The following is a 17,858-nucleotide window of genomic DNA, read 5'->3' on the forward strand; positions in this document are numbered from 1 at the left end:
TCACGACCGGGGCGGACGGCGGTGCCGGACCGTCAGGTAGAGGGCGACCCCGGTGAGCAGCAGCGCCGCCGCGGCGGCGACCAGGGCGGAGGCCCGTTGCCCGGTCGTCGCCAGTTCGTGCGGGGCCGGTCGGGTGCCGTCGACGGGGGCGGATGCGGTGGCGGAGCCGGCCCGGTCCGGCCCCGCGGGGTCGCGTCCGGCGGACGGGCCGGTGTCCTGCGGCGGGGACGGGGACGGGGCGGGGGTGGTGCGGTCGGTGGGTGCGGGGGTCCCGGGCGGGGCGTCCGGGGCGCCCACCCGGAAGGCGTACGGGGGTGCTTCGCCGACCCAGGAGCCGTCGTCGCCGTCCCGGCGGACCAGGACCACGCCGGCGGTGACGGTGTCGCGGGGGGCGTCGGCGGTGAAGGCGAGCCGGGCGCGGACGGTGAGCGCGGCGTGGGCGTCGACGGTGAGGCCGGGGTAGTCGTCGTCGGGCACGACCACGTTCTCGTCGTGTGCGGTGGCTTCGGTGCGGGTCGGCCACCAGCGGTCGCCGTCGTGGAGTTCCAGCCGCAGGTGGGCGGGGCGCAGGGCGCGCCGGGTGTCGGTGAGGACGACGACGGGGTGCACGGAGCGCAGGGCGGTGCCGGTGCGGTTGGTGACGAGGAGGGTCCAGTCGGTGGCCGGCCCGCCGGCGCGGTGGCCGGTGGGCGCCTGGAGGCGGGCCGTCAGCGGGAACGCCTCGGGCCGGGCGGTGGCGGTGGGGAACCCGTCCGGCAGCGGGGTGCCCGCCTCGGTCCGGGCGGCGCGTGGGGGCCCGGGGGCGTGCGCTGCCACCGGGGCGGGGGCCCCGGGCGCGGTGAGGACCACGAGGGCGGTCAGGGCGAGGAGCGGCCCCCCGGGCCGTGGGCGGCGGCCGGGGCGGGACGGGTGCGGCGGCTGGGGCGGGGTCATGGGCGCGGCCTCCCGGATCGTGGCCTCGGAAGGCTTCCAGCGGGGTGACCGGAGCGAACGGCCGGCCCCGGTCCCCCACCCGTTCAGCGTCCCGCTGTCGCCTGAACACCGGGCCGGGTCCGTACCGTTCGGGTGGTTCCGGCGGCTTCCGGGCGGCCGGAAAACCGGTGGGACGCCGGAGGCAACCGGCCCGACGCGTCGACCGTCCTCCGGGGCACAGGCCCCAAGGGGCAACCTGACCCCGAAGGGGGACCACCGTGATCCGTGTCCCGCGCGCCGGAGCCGCCGTGGTGACGGCCCTGGCGCTGGTGACCGCGGTACCGGGGCCCCGCGCACGCCCCCGCCGGGTCGGCGCGGGGACGGCCCTGCGGCTCCGGGTGTTCCCGCACCGCCACCCGGACGAGCCGCCGGTGACCGGCACGGTGCGCAGGCGTTCCGTGCGGGACGCGTAGCGCCCGCCCCCGAGCAGGCGTCGGGCGCCGACCCCCGTACGGGGCCCGACGCCGCCGGGGCCCGGGGACCACGTCATTCCCCGTGGTCTCCGGGCCCGTGATCCTTGTTGCACCCCGGTACGGGCGTTGGTTGAGTGGCGCCATGACCTCAGACGCCACCGGCCGCTCCCCCCTGCGGGTCGGCCTCATCGGCTACGGAGTCGCGGGCTCCGTCTTCCACGCCCCGCTGATCGCCGCCGACCCGGGCCTCGTCCTGGACACGGTGGTCACGGCGAACCCCGAGCGCCGGGCACGGGCCCTGGCCGCGCACCCCGGCGTGCACGCGGTGGACTCCGTCGACGCGCTGTGGGCGCGGGCCGACGACCTGGACCTGGTGGTGGTGGCCTCGCCGAACCGGACGCACACCGCGCTGGCCACCACCGCCCTGACCGCGGGCCTGCCGGTCGTCGTGGACAAGCCGATCGCGCCCACCGCCCGGGAGGCACGGGAGTTGGCCGCCCTCGCCGAAGCCCGCGGGCTGGTGCTGTCGGTGTTCCAGAACCGCCGCTGGGACAGCGACTTCCTCACCCTGCGGCGGCTGCTCGCCGGCGGGGAACTGGGCGAGGTGTGGCGGTTCGAGTCCCGTTTCGAGCGCTGGCGCCCGCAACTGAAGGGCGGCTGGCGCGAGTCGGGGAACCCGGCGGAGGTAGGGGGCCTGCTGTACGACCTGGGCAGCCATCTGGTGGACCAGGCGCTGGTGCTGTTCGGTCCGGTGGCCTCGGTGTACGCGGAACGCGAGGTGCGCCGGCCCGGGGCGACCGCCGACGACGACGCCTTCCTCGCCCTCACCCACACCGGCGGGGTCCGCTCGCACCTGTACGTCTCCGCCACCGCCGCCCAGCTCGGTCCCCGGTTCCGGGTGCTCGGCTCCAGCGCCGGCTACGTCACCTACGGCCTCGACCCGCAGGAGGCGGCGCTGCGGGACGGGGCCCGGCCCGAGCCCGGGACGCCCTGGGGCGTGGAGCCCGAGTCGGCCTGGGGACGGGTGGGGTCCGGCGAGTCGCCGCTGACCGGCGGGGGGCGCCCCGAGCCGAGCGTGCCCGGGGACTACCCCGCGTTCTACACGGCGGTCGGCGCGGCGATCCGCGACGGCGCCCCCGTCCCGGTGCCGGCCGGGGAGGCCGCCGCCGCGCTCGACGTGCTGGAGGCGGCCGTCCGGTCCGCCGAGCACGGCGCGCCGGTGGCGGTGCGCTGATCCCGCCGCCGGAGCCGCCGGCTCAGCGGCCCGTGGTCGGGGCGCCGGCCGGCGGCCGGTACAGCAGGGCCCGTTCGGCCACCGTCCAGGCGGCGCTGGTCACCACGTACAGGGCGGCGGCCAGGGGCACGGCGGCGGCCGTCGCCAGGGTCAGGAAGGACACCATCGGCATCATCCGGGTGATCGCCGCCGCGCCCGGCAGCGGCCCGCCGTCGGGGGCCGTGGCCGGCAGGGGGTTGGCGGCGAGTTGGGCCTTGGTCAGCCGGTAGCCGAGGGTCGCCACGACGGCCACCACCAGGAACAGCACCAGGTAGACGGTGCCCGCGGCGCCGAACGGGCCGCCGTGCGCCAGTGCGTCGGTCCAGCGTCCGCCGAGCGGTGCGGCACCGAGCTGCTGCCCGAGCAGGGCGTTGGGTTCGCCGTCGATCCGGGAGCTGGAGAACACGTGGTAGAGCAGGAAGAACGCCGGCGCCTGGAGCAGGCTCGGCAGACAACCGGCCAGCGGGGACACCTTCGTCTCGGCGTGCAGTTCGGTCAGGGCGCGGCGCAGCCGGTCGGGGTCGCGGCGGTGGCGGGTGCGCAGGGCGGCGATCCGGGGGGCGAGGGCGGCGCGGGCGCGCTGGCCGCGGGCCGCCGCCCGGGACAGCGGGTGGACCAGCAGCCGCACCAGGGCGGTGAACAGCACGATCGCGGCGGCGGTGGCCCAGCCTCCGGCGAGCGGTTCGAGTCGGTCGGCGAGGTGGTGGACGAGGTCGGCGAAGAGTTCGGGTACGGACACGGTGGTTTCCCCAGGGCTGTCGGCCGGTCCGGGCGGGGCGCGGCTCCGCAGCAACGCACGCGGGCGCGCACCGGGGCGCGGCGAGTGCGGGGCGGGGGGCGCGCGCCGGCCCGTGGCCGGGCGGTCGTCGGCGTGCGGCGTACTCCGGCGCCGCCCCTGCACGGCCGGGGCCGGTGGGGTGGTCGCGCCGGAGGCGGGGTGACGGTTCGCCGGGTGCGCGGAGCGCACGGGGCACCCGGGGTCGGACCGCCGCAGCGGGCGGTCGGACCGGGTCAGACAGCCGTCACCGGGGCACGGCCGGGGGCCCGGGGGCGGGGGCGGCCCGCCGCGTCGGGGTCGCGTTGGGGCAGGAAGGCGGTGCGTCGCTCCCGGTCGCGCAGCGCGGTGCGGATCCGGGTGCGCGGCACCGCGGGCACCCGCCGGGCGGCCAGCAGCAGCCCGACCGCGCAGGCGGTGAGGGTGGCGGCGGTCGCGGCGAGCGTCACCGCGGCGAACAGGCCGCCGGTGTCCGCGAGGGACGGGACCAGGAGTGGGACCAGGGCGAGCACGAAGGCCAGGCGCAGTGCGCCGCCGGGGGTCAGCAGCCGGGACCGGCGCGCCGGTGGTGCCGTCTCGCCCTGCCCGTGCACGTCCGTTCCCCTCCCCCGTCGAGCCGGTTCCCGTGCGCGGCGCCGACGGCGCCCGCCACGGGGCCGACGCCGTACCGGTGTTCGGTCGGACGTCGTCCTCCAGGTATAGCAGAGGCGGAGCCCGGGCCGAAGACCGGAGCGGTCGCCCCGAGCGTGCGCGCCGGCGCGCTGTCGGCGGGCCGCAGTACGGTGTGGGCCATGCGCCCCGTCACCCCTGCCGAAGCCGCTGCCGACCACCTCGCCGAAGCCGACCGCCTGGAGCAGACCGCCGAGCGGTATCCGCAGGACGCCGAGCACCTGCTGTCCCGGGCTGCCGCGCACCTCGAACTCGCCGGCGAACGCGCCCGGGCCAGTGCCCTGTACGACCGGCTGTTGGCGGACGGGGCGGCGCCCTTGGAGGACCCCGCCCTGGTGCGCGCCCTGAAGGCCGCGAACCTCTGGGAGTACGGCCACGAGGCGGAGGCCCGGGCGGTCATCGACGGGGTGCGGGCGGCGGCGCCGCGCACCCCGGAGCCCTGGGTGGTCGTGGCGGAGGCCCTGGAGGCGCACGACGAACTGTCGGCGGCGCTGGAGACGTTCACCGAGGCGCTCGGGGCGCTGGGGGTCTCGGCCGACCCGGACCGCGAGCCGCCCCGGGCGGTGGGTCCGGTGCTGTTCGGCCGGCACCGGGTGCGGCGGATGCTCGGCGCGGCGCACGACGGGTGGGACGCGCTCGCGGACCGGCTACACGAGGGGTCGGTGCCGCTGGACGAGCTGCACGACCCGAAGCGGGTGTGGTCGCTGGGGTCGGACGACCCGGCGGAGTTGGCGGCGGAGATCTCCCGACTGCGGGCCGAACTCGGCGGCTACCGGCAGCTGCTGTCCCGTCCGTTCCCGGTGGCGGTGCTGCACTGGCCGGCCGGTGAACTCGCCGAACTCCTCGCCGACCACCCGGCGCTGGCCGCCGAGTACCCCTCCCACCCGGAGCACCTGGCCGCGGTGGAGGGGGCGCTGCGCGAGCTGGCCGCCTCGGGCACCGCGAACCTGGGGGTGGTCACGGGGACGGTGCCCGCGTACGAGGCGTTCGCCGCCGCCGAGGGGGCGAACCCCGCGGACGCCGCCCTGCTCCCCCAGTTCACGACGGTGCTGGCTTCCCGGGGCCGGGCCCGGGCCTGGCCGCCGGCGGTGACGGAGCCCTGTTGGTGCGGGTCGGAGCGGACGTACGGGGAGTGCCACGGGGTGCGGTGACGGGGCCGCTCACAGCCGGGCGGGCGCCGCGGCGCGCAGGGCGCCGAGGTCGACGGCCTCGGCCATCCGGTGGTAGCCGGCGTCGTTGGGGTGCAGGTGGTCCCCCGAGTCGTAGTGCGGGTGCAGGGCCTCGGGGTGGTAGGGGTCGCGCACGGCCCGGTCGAAGTCGGCGACCGCGTCGAAGACGCCCCCGGCCCGGATCCCGGCGTTCACCGCCCGGCGGACCTCCTCCAGTTCGGGCCGGTGGCCGCGGTGGCCGTGGAAGGGCATCAGGGTGGCGCCGACCACCCGCAGCCCGTGGGCGTGGGCGTGCCGGGTGAGGGTGCGCAGCCCCTCGGTGATCCGGGTGGGGTCGGTGGTGTGCGGGGTGCGCAGGATGTCGTTGATGCCGAGGGCGATGACGACCACCCGCACCCCGCTGCGGTCCAGGACGTCGGCGGGGAAGCGGCGCAGCCCGCTCGGGTTGGCCGCGGGCCGGCCGGGTCCGCCGGTGAGCAGGCGGTTGCCGCTGATGCCGAGGTTGGCGACGCCGTAGCGGGGGGCTCCCCCCTGGGTGCGGAGCCGGTCGGCGAGCACGTCCGGCCAGCGGCGGTTGGCGCCGGGCGTGGCGCTCACCCCGTCGGTGAGGGAGTCGCCGAAGGCGACCAGGGTGCCCCGGGCGCCGCCGCCGCGGACGTCGAGGGCGACCACCTGGCGCCAGCCGGGGGTGCGCTCGGTGTACGCGGCTCCGCCGACCGCCGCCGCGTGGTCGCCACGGGCCAGGTAGGAGGTCTGGCGGGCCCTGGGGTGGTAGGTCGCCGGGCCGCCCGAGGCCGGCGCGTAGGTGGTGATCAGCAGGTCGGTGTCGGCGGGCACCGGCAGCGCCACCGGGTCCGACACCACCTGTCCGCCGGGCGGCACGCGCACCCCGGTGCGGCCGGCGAAGGTCAGCCGGCGGACGGTGCCCGGGACCGCCGAGGGCGAGCCGGGGCCGGCCGCCAGGGCGAGCGTGGCGTGGGCGAGGTGCAGCGGAGCGGTGCCGTAGCGGTGCGAGAGGGTGACCCGGGCGCCGGTGCCGCCGACGCTGGTGTGCACCACGTTGCGCACCGTGCGGTCGGTGACCTCGCCGTCCGGGGCGGTGGCCCGGGGTTCCGGGCCGACGGGTGCGGCGGCCCAGGTGGTGACCCAGCGGCCGAGGGCCGCGGAGTCCGCGTCGGTGCCCCGCTCGGCGGGCACGGTGGTGGTGCGGGGCCCCGCCAGGGCGCGCGGCGGGCCGGCGGGCGCCTCGTCCGCCCCGGGCGAGGCACCGACCCAGACGCCGGTGCCGACCAGCAGCACCAGGCCCAGGGCGGCGGCCGGCAGGGCGCCGCGGCGCGGGCGGGGCGCCCGCGCGGTCGCGGACGGGGGGCGCTCGGTCATGCGGCGCAGGCTCCTCGGGCGGGGCTCCGGTCTGATCACCTCATCATGCGTCACCCGGCGAGCACGGGGGCGGGAGTCCGGAGAAACCCCCGCTTTCCGGTGGTCGCGGGAACTCGTACGGCGTTTCGGGAGTACCTGAGGGGGAGGGACGACGGGCCCGGGCGAGCGGCCGGACCGCGCGGATGCGGTGACAATGGCCGGCGGGCCACCCGTCGACCCCCGGGCCGACCGGCCCGCGTACCGAAGCGGACGAGAACGGACAGGATCGGAACGGGAACGGATGGAGCGGATGGAACGGGCCGAAGGGCCGCAGGGGCCCGAGCCCCCGGAACGGGCCGGCCCCCCACCCCGGGGGACCGGGCCGGGGCACGGCGCGACGGGACGGGGCGGGTTCGCGTTCAGCGCCGCCGACGCCGAGCGCCAGCGCGGGGTGCGTCGGATGAAGCTCACCGCGACGGGGCTGCTGGTCTTCGTCGCGGTGGTCTACGTGCTGGCCAAGTGGGCCCAGCACAGCGGCGCGGGCGCCTGGACGGGGTACGTGGCCGCGGCGGCGGAGGCCGGCATGGTGGGCGCGCTCGCGGACTGGTTCGCGGTGACCGCGCTGTTCCGGCACCCGCTCGGCCTGCCGATCCCCCACACGGCGATCATCCCGACGAAGAAGGACCAGTTCGGGGCCTCGCTCGGGGAGTTCGTGGGCGAGAACTTCCTCTCCCGGGAGGTGGTCCGCTCCCGGCTGCGGTCGGTCGGCATCGCCGGCCGGCTCGGCACCTGGCTGGCCCGACCGGAGCACGCCGACCGGGTGACCGCGGAGCTGGCCACCGCCCTGCGCGGGGCGCTGACCGTGCTGCGGGACTCCGACGTGCAGGCGGTCGTCGGCGAGGCGATCACCCGGCGCGCCGACGCCCAGGAGATCGCGCCCGGCATCGGCAAGACCCTGGACCGGGTCGTCGCGGACGGCGGCCACCGGCGTCTGGTGGACCTGGTGTGCGCCCGCGCCCACGACTGGCTGGTGGAGCACGGCGACTCCGTGATGAACGCCGTGCAGGGCGGGGCCCCGGGGTGGACGCCCCGGTTCGTGGACCGCAAGGTCGGCGAGCGGGTCTACAAGGAACTGCTGCGGTTCGTCACCGAGATGCGGGACATGCCCGACCACCCGGCACGGCACGCGGTGGACCGTTTCCTCGCCGACTTCGCCTCCGACCTCCAGTCGGACACCGACACCCGGGAGCGGGTGGAGCGGCTGAAGCGCGAGGTCCTGGCCCGGGACGAGGTGCAGGACCTCATCGCCTCCGCCTGGTCCGCGGTCCGGGCGATGATCGTCGCCGCGGCCGAGGACGAGCGGAGCGAACTGCGGCTGCGGGTGCGCACGGCGCTGCTGTCGCTGGGCGCCCGGCTCTCCGCCGACACCGCCCTCCAGGGCAAGGTGGACGGCTGGATCGAGGGCGCCGCGGAGTACGTGGTCACCACCTACCGGGGCGAGATCACCTCGCTGATCACGGAGACCGTGGCCGGCTGGGACGCCGAACACACCTCGAAGAAGATCGAGGCGCACATCGGGCGCGACCTCCAGTTCATCCGGATCAACGGCACCGTGGTCGGTTCGCTGGCCGGGCTGCTGATCTACACGGTCTCGCACGGCCTCTGGCCCTGACCCCGTGGGGTCGGGGGCGGGGCCGGATCAGTCCCCGGCCCCGCCCCCGGGCAGCTCCCCGCGGTTCGACCGGCCCCGGCGCCGCTCCAGCTTCTCCCGGCGCCGCTCGGCCTTCAGCCGTTCCTTCTCGGCCCGGGTCACCTTGCGGCGGACCCCGACCCCGCCCCAGAAGGCGAAGCCGGTGACGATCACCCGGGGCGCGCCGGGCACCGGGTGTTCCTCCGGCTCGGGGTGGTCGAAGCCGCCCATGATCCCGACGCCCCGGGAGATCACCTCGACCCCGGGCGGCACGATCACGTCGACCCCGCCCATCACGGCGATGACGTTGATGACGACCTCGCGGTCCTCGAAGTCGGCGTCCCGGAGGTCGATCACCCCGCCGCCCATGACGGTCAGCGCGTTGAAGCGGCGCGGGGCCGTCCAGCGCCCCTTGCGGTCGAAGCCGCTCATGATCGCGACGCCGAAGGTGGAGGTGGGCTCGCCGCCGATCCGCGCCGGCCAGTTCGGCCCCGCGCCGGGCGCCGACGACTTCACCATCGACACCGGCGCCGCCGCGACGGCCGGCAGGTCCCGGGTGAGCAGTTCCAGTTCGCCGTAGGTACGGGCCTCGTAGGCGGCCTCCAGCCGCTCCCCGAACTCCTCCAGGTCCAGCCGCCCCTCGGCCACCGCCTCCCGCAGCCGTTCGGCCACCTGGTCGCGGTCCGCGTCCGAGGCCCGCAACCGCGCCGGGCTCACCCCCTCGGCACGGGGCACGGGGGTGTTCGGGGAGCCGGGCTCCCGTGCGGGGTCGGCGGGTGCGGGATCGGGGTCCGTCATGCGTTCAGCCTACGAGTTCGTCCCCGCCCGGACCACGACGGGCGCCCCTGACAGGGCCCTGATGTCGGGCGGGCGGTGGCGGGGCGGGAGGGGGACCGGTCCGCGTGCGAGGCACGGGTGTCCGCCCCGCACGCGGCGCTCAGGGACTCCCCACCGGCCGGGCCGCCCGGACGGCCCCCGCCCCGTCATGGGTCGGGGTGGACGGACCCCCGGAGGTCCACGCCCGCCACGACCGGGCGTACGCGCCGTTCGCGGCGAGGAGTTCCGCGTGGGTGCCGTGCTCGACGACCCGTCCGGCGTCGAGCACCAGGATCCGATCGGCGGCGGCGGCCTGGGAGAGCCGATGGGCGATCACCAACGCGGTCCGTCCCCGGACGACGACGGCCGCGGCCCGGTCCAGCACGGCGGCGCCCGCGGTGTCGGCGTCCGCGGTGGCCTCGTCCAGGATCACCAGCTCCGGGTCGGCGAGCACCAGCCGGGCGAGGGCGACGAGTTGGGCCTGCGCCGCGGTCAGCGGGTGCCCGCCGTGTCCGACCGGGGTGTCCAAGCCGTCGGGCAGCGCGGCGAGCAGGGGCGCGGCACCGACCGTGGCGAGGGCCCCGAGCACCTGTCCGTCGTCGGCGGCGCGCGGGACCAGGGTGAGGTTCTCGCGCAGCGTGCCCGCGAAGACGTGGGTCTCCTGGGCCACCGTCATCACGCCCGTGGCCGGCACGCCCCGGGCGATCCGGCCCGTGAGGGGATGGTGGACGCCGGCGACGAGTGCGGCGAGGGTGGACTTGCCGGACCCGGTCGCTCCGACCAGGGCGACGGTCTCACCGCGGCCGATGCGGAAGCCGACGTCGACCAGGACCGGCCGGTGCGGGTGGTGGGCGAAGTGCACCCCCGTCAGGTCCACCACCACCTCGTCGCCGGCCCGAGTCGCGCACCCGGTCGGCGGGACCGGTCCGGCGCCGGCCGGAGGGCCCGGCGGGCGGATGACACCGATGATCCGCCCGAGTCCGGCCAGGGCGGACTGGGCGTCGTCCAGGACGAACAGCAGCGCGGCGATCGGATCGACCGTGCGGAGGAACAACAGCGCGGCGGAGGCCACCTGACCTGCGGTCGCGTCGCCGGCGAGGGCGAGTCGCACACCGATGGCGAGGACGGCCAGCAGCCCGATCGCCTCGGCGAGGTTGAGGCGTCCGAACAAGCGGTTCTGGACGATCCTGGTGCGCATCGCCCACCGGACGGACTGCCAGGTGGCGGCCCGGACGTCGGCCAGTCGGCGGTGCCCGAGGCGGTGGGCGGTGACCGTCGGCAGTTCGGTGAGCGTTCCCAGGACCTGCTGCCCCTGGTGGGAGCGGGCCGCGCGCTCGGCCGCGTACACCTCGGGTGCGGTGCGCAGGTACCAGCGCACCGCGAGGACGTACAGCGGGACGGTCAGGGCGAAGCCCAGCAGGTAGCGGGGGTCGAGTGCGCCCAGGCCGGCGGCGGCGAGCACCAGTGTGAACCCCGATCGGCACAGTCGGGGCACCGCTTCCGGCAGTGCGGCGGAGACCTGGGCCACGTCGTCGCCGGCCCGGGTCACCACGTCCCCGACGCCCGCGGCCTCCACGGTGTGCCGGGGCAGGCCCAGGGCCGCGTCGACGTACGCCTCCCGCAGTTCCGCGATCACCGTCTCCGCGAGCCGCGCGAGCGTCCCCGCGGCGATCCAGGCCAGGCCCCCCGAGGCGAGGGCCGCGCCGGTCAGCAGGGCCGCCTGCCACCAGAAGGCCCCCGGCACCCCGGACCCGTCCGAGGCGATCACCGTGTCCAGCAGCCGGCCGACGACCAGGGGGAAGACCAGGGACAGGGCCGCTTCGACGAGGAACAGGGCGAGGACGCCCGCCAGTCGGCGGCGACGCCCGCGGAGCAGGGCCCAGAGGTGGGCGGCGACCTGCCGGCCCGGGGCGACCGGCAGCAACCGGTCGTCCGGCCGGGGGCTCCTCGGCTCAGACATCGGCCCTCGACTCCCGGTGGGCCGTCAGGACCTCGTCGGCCACGGCTCGGAAGGCCGCGGCGGCGGTGAGCACGAGGGTGGTCCGCCCGGCCCGGTGGGCCCGTAGTCGGGAGGCGGTGCGCTGTTCGGTGACGGCGTCCACCGCGGTGGTCGGCTCGACCAGCACCAGTACCTCGGGGTCCGCCGCCAGGGCCCGGGCCAGCGCGATCCGTTGGCGTTGCCCGCCCGAGAGCTCCCGGCCCCCGTCACCGACCACGGTGTCGTACCCGTCGGGGAGTTCCGCGTCCGCCAGCCCCGCGACCTCCAGGGCCTTCCGCGCCGTGTGGGGCGGGAGCGGTGCGCGACCGGTGGCACGGGCGTTGTCCAGCACCGTGCCGGCGAGCACGCCGGGGGTGCGCGGGACGACGAGCACCCGCTCGCGGAAGGCCGCGGGCCGGTGTTCGTGCACCGCGCGGCCGAAGTGCGCGACCCGACCGGAGGACGGCACCGCGCCGAGGGCGAGGAGGTCCGCCAGGGCGGCCTGGGCGGCTTGCGGAAGGTCGAGGACGACGAACCCGCCGGTGCGGACGGTGGCGTCGAGCACGACCCCGTCCGCCAGGTGGAGCCGGTCGAACGTCAACGGCGCCCCCGCGCCGCCCGCGACGGGCTCCGCCGTGCCCGAGGCGGCGGGGTGCGCAGGGCGGGAGAGCAGGTCGAGCACGCGCCGGGCGGAGGCTTGGGAGACCGCCCAGAAGGACCCCAACGTGCCCACCAGGCCGTCGAGCGGCCCGACCAGGGTGACCGCGACCCCGGCGACGGTGACCAACTCGCCCGGGGTGATCCGCCCCGCGAAGGCCGGTACCGCGGCGGAGACCACCACCACGGCGGCGAAGCCGTGCGCGACGGCCGTGCTGACACCGTCGAAGCCGGCCAGCGCCCCGCGCGCGGACAGGGTCGCCCGCAGCGCCTCGCGGCTCACGCCGCGGTAGCGGTCCGCGGCCTGCCGCTGGGCGTGCAGGCCCCGGATCACCCGGTACCCCGCCACCAGGTCGGCGGCGGTCGCGGCCGCGTCGGCCAGGCCCTCCTGCTCGGCCCCGCTCCTGCGCCGCAGGGACCGGGCGGCCAGGTGCATCAGCGCCAGCACCACGGGCAGCGCGAGGACCACCCCGATCCCGAGGGCCGGATGCACCCAGAACAGGACGCCGGCCGCGAGGAGGAGGCCGACGGCCTCGCCCGGCGGGTAGACGGTGACGTAGAGGGCGAGGCAGGCGCGGTGCACATCGGCCGTGGCCAGGGAGAGCAGCCCACCGGGGGCGCCCGCGGGCCCCGCCGTGCCGCGCTCGTCGAGGATGCGTCCCAGCACGCGCTGCGACAGCTCGAACTGTGCCCGCTGCACACCGAACCAGCCCAGCCGGCCCCCGAACCGGTAGCCGAGGTTGATCACCGCGTACAGCCCGGCCAGGGCGGCGAGCCAGCCGGTCAGCGCCGGCGCGATCGCGGCGGGGTCCGCCCCCGCGGCGGCGGGCGAGACCACGGTGTCGACGAACCGGCCGACGACGACCGGCACCAGCACGGTGGCCACGTTGTACGACACCAACAGCAGCGCGCCCGAGAGAACCCACCCCCACACGGAACGGACGATCGCCCGGCTCAACCGGGCGGGCGACCACGCGGGGTCGATGCGCAACCGGGTCTCCCCGGGCGCGGTGCCCGCCTCGAACAACCCCCGGGACCGTTCGCCCCGGACGGGCCCTGCCCCCCGCACCGGATCAGTCCCGCGGGGCGAGCGCGTGGAGGGTGTAGCCCCAACCGACCGTGGTGCGGGCCACGGGCCGCAGGCCGGCCGCCGCGAACAGGGCGCGGTGCTCCTCGTCCTCCCGTGCGCCGCCGCCGTGCAGGGCGAAGCCGACGAGGTCCTCCTCGTAGTCGTGCTCGTCGGCCACCTCCGGATCGAGGACGTCGCCGAAGACCAGCACCCGGCCGCCGGGACGCAGGCTGGCGGCGGCCTGCCGGAGCACGTGCACCGCGTCGACGTCGTCGAGGGTGGGCAGGACGTCGGCCAGGAGGACCGCGTCGACGGGCTCGGGGCGGACGCCGAAGGGGCTGCCCGCCTCGTGGTCGACGCGCTCGTGCGCGGGGAACAGCCGCCGCAGGGCCGCGATCTCCGAGGGGAGGGCGACGACCGTGGCGTGCAGAGCGGGGTGCGCCCGCACCAGGGCGTCGGCGAAGTTGCCGGGGGCCGGACCGGCGACCGCGATCGTGGACAGCTCGGCGAACGCGGGGGCCGCGGCGACGGCGTCGGCCACGTACACGGCCTCCCGGGCCTCGTGCTCGGTGCGGGCGAGGAGCAGGACCGGGTCGTCCGCGAGGTGCCGGGCGTAGTCGGTGCCGAACCACCTGGCGTGGTCGCCCCGCCCGGTGCGCACCGCGGACAGCAGCGACAGGGCGCCGCCGAGTTCGCGCCGGGCGTGCAGCCCGTCGAGGTCGAACGCCTCGGCGACGTGGTCCTCCGCCAGCTCCCGGCCCGGCCCGGTGAGCCGGTGGCGACCGTCGTCGAGGGTCTCGGCGACGTCGAGGGCGGTGAGGAAGCTCAGCAGCTTGGCCAGCCCCCGGGGGTGGGCGCCGGTCGCCGCGGCGAGTTCGTCGAGGGTGCGCGGTCGGTCGTCGAACGCGGCCGCGAGACCGATCGTCGCCGCGACCCTGAGGGCGAAGCCGGGCAGGATCTCCGCGAGTTCGTGCAACCGCGTCCCCTCGTCCTCGTCCGCCCCGCCCTCGACGTGCCCGGCCGGGGCGGCCTTGGCCCCGTTCCCGACCGGGGCCGGGCGGCGCCAGTACCCGGTGACGTCGATCTGCTCCCTGCTCAGGCCCCGTTCCTCCCTGAGCCACCGTCTGATCGGGGCCAGGGTGCCGGACTCACCGGCCGCCCAGGCGTACACCGTCCCCTCCCACCACGGCGCCGCCCGCACCGCGTCGAACAGCAGGGTCGTGGTGCCGGGTTCCGCGCCGTCCCGGCTGAGCCAGGTCAGCACCACCCCGTCCGGCACCGGCAGCTCCTGCCGGTGCTCGGGCCGGCCGACCTCGACGAACACCTGGCCGCGGGCGCCGGCGGGCCACTCCTCCAGCCAGCGTCCCACCGCCGGCAGGGCCGTCTCGTCGCCGGCCACCAAGGTCCAGTCCGCCTCCTCGGGGTGGCGCGAGGACGACTTCGGGCCGGCGATCTGCACCCGCTCTCCGGGCCGCACCCGGTACGCCCAGGTGGCGGCCGGGCCGGCGCCGTGCCTGACGAGGTCCACGTCCAGTTCGCCGGCGACGGGGTCCCAGCGGCGGACCGTGTACGTGCGGGAGAGCAGGTGCGGGTCCCTGCGGGGCCAGTTCAGCAGCCCGTCCGCCTGCGTCGGTCCGACCACCGCTTCGGCGTCGGGGTGCTTGAGGAGGATCTTGAACTCGTCGTCGAAGCCCTCCGAGCGGAACGCGGCCACCGGGTAGCCGTTCGCCGCGGTGTGAGCGGCCAGTTCGGGGCCGCCGAGGGTGACCCGACGCATCGCGGACGTCACGTCCGCCACCCGCAGGACCTCCAGGGTGCGGGTGGTGATGGGGAAGACCTCCAGGGGTCTCAGGCTCCGTGCCATGACTTCCTCACTTCTGTGCTCGGGCACCGGGCGCGCCGCCCGTGCGGGACGTGCCGGTCGGGGTGGGCGGGGTGGACCTCGGGTCCAACGGCACCACCGCGGGGGTGCCGGTCACGGGATCGGGAACGACGAGGCAGCGCAGCCCGAAGACCTCCTCGACCAACTCCGCGGTGACGACCTCCCGCGGACTGCCGGTGGTGACGACGGCCCCCTCGCGCATGACCACGAGGTGGTCGGCGTACCGGGCGGCCTGGTTGAGGTCGTGCAGCACCGCGACGACGGTGTTGCCCTCGTCGTGGAAGGTGCGGAACAGCTCCATCAGTTCGTACTGGTGGGCGATGTCCAGGAAGGTGGTGGGCTCGTCCAGGAGCAGGATCGGCGTCCGCTGCGCCAGCAGCATCGCCACCCACACCCGCTGCCGCTGCCCGCCCGACAACTCGTCCACCAGCCGGCCCGAGAGGTCGCTCACTCCGGTGGCGCGCATCGCGGCGGCGACGGCCTCCTCGTCCTCGTGGCGCCACTGGTGGAACAGGCCCTGGTGGGGAGCGCGCCCGCGGGACACCAGGTCCGCGACCCGGATCCCGTCGGGTGCGGAGGAGGTCTGCGGGAGCAGGCCCAGACGGCGGGCGATCTCCTTGGAGCGGTAGGCGTCGATCGCCCGTCCGTCCAGCAGCACCCGGCCGGACGCCGGTGTCAGCACCCGGGCGAGGGCCCGCAGCAGGGTCGACTTGCCGCACCCGTTCGGGCCGATGACCGCCGTGAACGACCCCGTCGGTATCCGGACCGAGAGGCCCTCGCAGACCACCGCCCGGTCGTACCGGATCGTCGCGCCCTCGACGACGAGCCGGGCGGGGGCGGGCGGTGCGGCACCGGGATCGCCGGTCCGCCTCTCATCGGTCATGGGGGTCACGTCGTCGTTCTGTTCGGGGGGCGTCGGGGACGCCCCGGACGGGGGAGGCTTCACGGGCGGACCCCGTACTGCCGTCGGGACTCGCGCACCAGGAGCCGGATCAGGTAGAGACCGCCCAGGCACACGGTGAGCAGACCGACCGGGACCGGCCGGTAGGACCGGGCGATGAGCAGGGACAGGACGTGCGCGGACGTCAGCAGCGCCGCGCCGGTGGCCGCCGCGGAGAGCATCCCCGCACCGGGCGAGCGGGTCAGCCGCCGGGACAACTGCGGGGCGACCAGGGCGACGAAGCCGATGGGTCCTGCGGCGGCGGTCACCAGGGCGGCCGTCGCCACCCCGAGCACCAGCAACGCCAGCCGGGCCGGCTGGACCGCGGTGCCCAGCGTGACGGCGGCGTCGTCGCCGAGTTCCAGCCGGCGCAGCGCCGGGGCGAGGAGCGCCGCGGCCAGCGCGATCACCGCGGCGATCAGCAGGGAGGGGAACGCACTGCTCCAGGTCACCCGGGCGATGGACCCCGCGCCCCAGAACCCGACGGTCATCGCGTCGCCGAGGTCGGCGCGGGTGATCAGGTACGCGTTGACCGAACCGAGCAGGGCCGACACCCCGATGCCCACGATGATCAGACGGAACCCCTGCACGCCCCGCCGGTAGGCCAGCACGTACACCAGGAACGCCGTGCCCAACCCGCCCACCAGGGACGCGCCGGCCACCGACCAGTAGCCGGCGTTGCCCAGGACCAGGACGGACACCACCACCGCGGTGTAGGAGCCGGCGTCGAAGCCGATGACGTCCGGCGAGCCGAGGGGGTTGCGGGTCAACGACTGGAAGACCGCCCCGCCGAGGCCCAGCAGCGCGCCGAACACGACCGCGGCCAGGGCCACCGGCAGGCGCCACTCCACCACGATCGTGCGGTGGAACTCCGTGCCGGAACCGGTGAGGGCCGCCAGGACGTCACCGGTCGTCAGCGCGTACTCCCCGAAGCGGAGCGACACCAGGGCCAGCGTCAGCGCCGTGCCGGCCAGGATCGCGGTCACCGCGGCCCGGCGGACGCCGAACCGTGCCGAGAACCGACGACCGCGTACGCTCCGGACCGCGTAGCCGAACTCGACCCGGCCCGTGGCGGGGGCACCCGTCGACCGGGAGCCGCCCGACGGGGTTCCGGAGTTGTCCGTGCTCACAGGCCGCTCGCCTTCCGACGTCGTACCAGTGCGATCAGCACCGGTGCGCCGATCACGGCGGTCAGGATGCCGACCTCGATCTCCCCGGGGCGGCCGACCACCCTCCCCAGCACGTCCGCGGCGAGGACCAGCACCGGGCCGGCCAGGGCGGAGTGGACGACGATCCACCGTTGGTCGGGGCCGACGAACCAGCGCACCACGTGCGGAACCATCAGCCCCACGAACGCGATCCCGCCGGCGAGCGCCGTGGCACCGCCCGCCAGCAGGGTGACGGCGGCGACGCCCAGCACGCGCGCCCGCACCACCCTGGTCCCCAACGAGACCGCGAGGTCGTCGCCGAGGGCGATGGAGTTCAGCGCGCCCGAGACCGCGAAGGCGATCACGAGCCCGACCGCGAGGAGCGGAGCGACGGCCAAGGTGTCGTCGAGGTCGGTACGGGCCACGGACCCCACCCCCCAGTCGCGGATCGCGCGGAACGTCTCCGGGTCGATCAGGGTCAGGAAGGTGCCGAGGCCGCCCAGCACCGCGCCCAGGGCGACCCCGGCCAGGACGAGCGTCACCGGCGACGCCGTTCCCCGGGCGGCCGAGCCGATGAGGTGGACCAGCACCGTGGCGACCGCCGCGCCCGCGAACGCGCACCAGACGTAGCCGGTGATCCCGGAGAGGCCGAAGAACCCGACGCCGAGCGTGACGGCGAAGCCGGCGCCCGCGTTGACGCCCAGGATGCCCGGGTCGGCGAGCGGATTGCGGGTCAGCGCCTGGATCACGGCGCCCGCGACCCCCAGCGCCGCGCCCACGGCGACGCCGAGGACCGTGCGCGGCACCCGGAGGCTCCAGACGATGACCGACGCCTCCGAGCCGTCGGGCGCCCAGAACCCGCGCCACACCCGTGCGAGGGACACCTCGTTGGCGCCGACGGACAGGCTCGCGAGCACGGTCACCGCGAGGAGGAGCAGGAGCACCACCAGACCGAGCGTCCGCCGCGCGGCGCCGGCGTCCGGTTCGGGGCGGGCCGCCGGGTGGGGAGTGGGGGTCATGCTCGGGCGACCGCCCCGCGGGAGGCGCC

At 76.8% G+C, this 17,858-nt stretch carries 15 protein-coding genes; 4 read left to right on the forward strand and 11 right to left on the reverse strand.

Going from position 1 to position 17,858, the window contains the following annotated elements; translation table 11 throughout:
* Positions 1–933 carry a hypothetical protein gene (locus tag ABT092_RS17405; RefSeq protein ID WP_351244641.1) on the reverse strand — a complete coding sequence of 311 codons (933 nt, stop codon included), beginning with the start codon at positions 931–933 and terminating at the stop codon, positions 1–3.
* A gap of 257 nt (positions 934–1,190) precedes the next feature.
* Between ABT092_RS17405 and ABT092_RS17410 the strand changes: the two genes are divergently transcribed.
* Together ABT092_RS17410 and ABT092_RS17415 are read left to right on the forward strand one after the other, a co-directional pair.
* Entirely contained in the window at positions 1,191–1,385 is a 195-nt protein-coding gene (locus ABT092_RS17410; RefSeq protein WP_351244642.1) for a hypothetical protein, read from the forward strand.
* A gap of 142 nt (positions 1,386–1,527) precedes the next feature.
* On the forward strand, positions 1,528–2,619 hold the full coding sequence (locus ABT092_RS17415; RefSeq protein WP_351244644.1) for a Gfo/Idh/MocA family protein: 1,092 nt from the start codon (positions 1,528–1,530) through the stop codon (positions 2,617–2,619).
* 22 nt (positions 2,620–2,641) lie between these two features.
* On the opposite strand, the gene yidC is transcribed toward ABT092_RS17415, so the two are convergent.
* Both yidC and ABT092_RS17425 read right to left on the reverse strand, forming a co-directional pair.
* Positions 2,642–3,397 (reverse strand): membrane protein insertase YidC, encoded by a 756-nt coding sequence (yidC, locus tag ABT092_RS17420; RefSeq protein ID WP_351244646.1) that lies wholly within the window; start codon positions 3,395–3,397, stop codon positions 2,642–2,644.
* Between the two features lie 272 nt (positions 3,398–3,669).
* Complete coding sequence (locus tag ABT092_RS17425; RefSeq protein WP_351244771.1) at positions 3,670–3,960, reverse strand: DUF6412 domain-containing protein; 291 nt, start codon at positions 3,958–3,960, stop codon at positions 3,670–3,672.
* Between the two features lie 264 nt (positions 3,961–4,224).
* Between ABT092_RS17425 and ABT092_RS17430 the strand changes: the two genes are divergently transcribed.
* Complete coding sequence (locus ABT092_RS17430; protein WP_351244648.1) at positions 4,225–5,253, forward strand: SEC-C domain-containing protein; 1,029 nt, start codon at positions 4,225–4,227, stop codon at positions 5,251–5,253.
* Between the two features lie 9 nt (positions 5,254–5,262).
* Here the strand turns inward: ABT092_RS17430 and ABT092_RS17435 are convergent, their stop codons facing one another.
* Positions 5,263–6,651, reverse strand: coding sequence for a GDSL-type esterase/lipase family protein (locus ABT092_RS17435; RefSeq protein WP_351244650.1), 1,389 nt, complete (start codon positions 6,649–6,651; stop codon positions 5,263–5,265).
* A gap of 289 nt (positions 6,652–6,940) precedes the next feature.
* On the opposite strand from ABT092_RS17435, the gene ABT092_RS17440 reads away from it, so the two are divergent.
* The gene (locus tag ABT092_RS17440; protein WP_502968453.1) at positions 6,941–8,302 is read left to right on the forward strand and encodes a DUF445 domain-containing protein; all 1,362 of its coding nucleotides are present in this window, start codon (positions 6,941–6,943) and stop codon (positions 8,300–8,302) included.
* Positions 8,303–8,329: 27 nt separating this feature from the next.
* Here ABT092_RS17440 and ABT092_RS17445 read toward each other — a convergent pair whose 3' ends face one another.
* The 7 genes from ABT092_RS17445 to ABT092_RS17475 form a co-directional block, all read right to left on the reverse strand.
* The gene (locus ABT092_RS17445) at positions 8,330–9,118 is read right to left on the reverse strand and encodes a DUF1707 SHOCT-like domain-containing protein (RefSeq protein ID WP_351244654.1); all 789 of its coding nucleotides are present in this window, start codon (positions 9,116–9,118) and stop codon (positions 8,330–8,332) included.
* Between the two features lie 139 nt (positions 9,119–9,257).
* The gene (locus ABT092_RS17450; protein ID WP_351244656.1) at positions 9,258–11,096 is read right to left on the reverse strand and encodes an ABC transporter ATP-binding protein; all 1,839 of its coding nucleotides are present in this window, start codon (positions 11,094–11,096) and stop codon (positions 9,258–9,260) included.
* Positions 11,089–12,798 (reverse strand): ABC transporter transmembrane domain-containing protein, encoded by a 1,710-nt coding sequence (locus tag ABT092_RS17455; protein WP_351244658.1) that lies wholly within the window; start codon positions 12,796–12,798, stop codon positions 11,089–11,091. The genes ABT092_RS17450 and ABT092_RS17455 overlap by 8 nt, the downstream gene beginning before the upstream one ends.
* Before the next feature lie 46 nt (positions 12,799–12,844).
* A complete protein-coding gene (locus ABT092_RS17460) occupies positions 12,845–14,704 on the reverse strand; it encodes an SIP domain-containing protein (protein WP_351244659.1) in 1,860 nt (619 codons plus the stop codon).
* A gap of 7 nt (positions 14,705–14,711) precedes the next feature.
* A complete protein-coding gene (locus ABT092_RS17465) occupies positions 14,712–15,605 on the reverse strand; it encodes an ABC transporter ATP-binding protein (protein ID WP_351244661.1) in 894 nt (297 codons plus the stop codon).
* Positions 15,606–15,664: 59 nt separating this feature from the next.
* Positions 15,665–16,792 (reverse strand): FecCD family ABC transporter permease, encoded by a 1,128-nt coding sequence (locus tag ABT092_RS17470; RefSeq protein ID WP_351244663.1) that lies wholly within the window; start codon positions 16,790–16,792, stop codon positions 15,665–15,667.
* Positions 16,789–17,829 carry a FecCD family ABC transporter permease gene (locus ABT092_RS17475; protein WP_351244665.1) on the reverse strand — a complete coding sequence of 347 codons (1,041 nt, stop codon included), beginning with the start codon at positions 17,827–17,829 and terminating at the stop codon, positions 16,789–16,791. The genes ABT092_RS17470 and ABT092_RS17475 overlap by 4 nt, the downstream gene beginning before the upstream one ends.
* Positions 17,830–17,858: the final 29 nt, after the last annotated feature.

Source organism: Streptomyces sp. NPDC002490 (assembly GCF_040296045.1).
Taxonomy (GTDB): domain Bacteria; phylum Actinomycetota; class Actinomycetes; order Streptomycetales; family Streptomycetaceae; genus Streptomyces.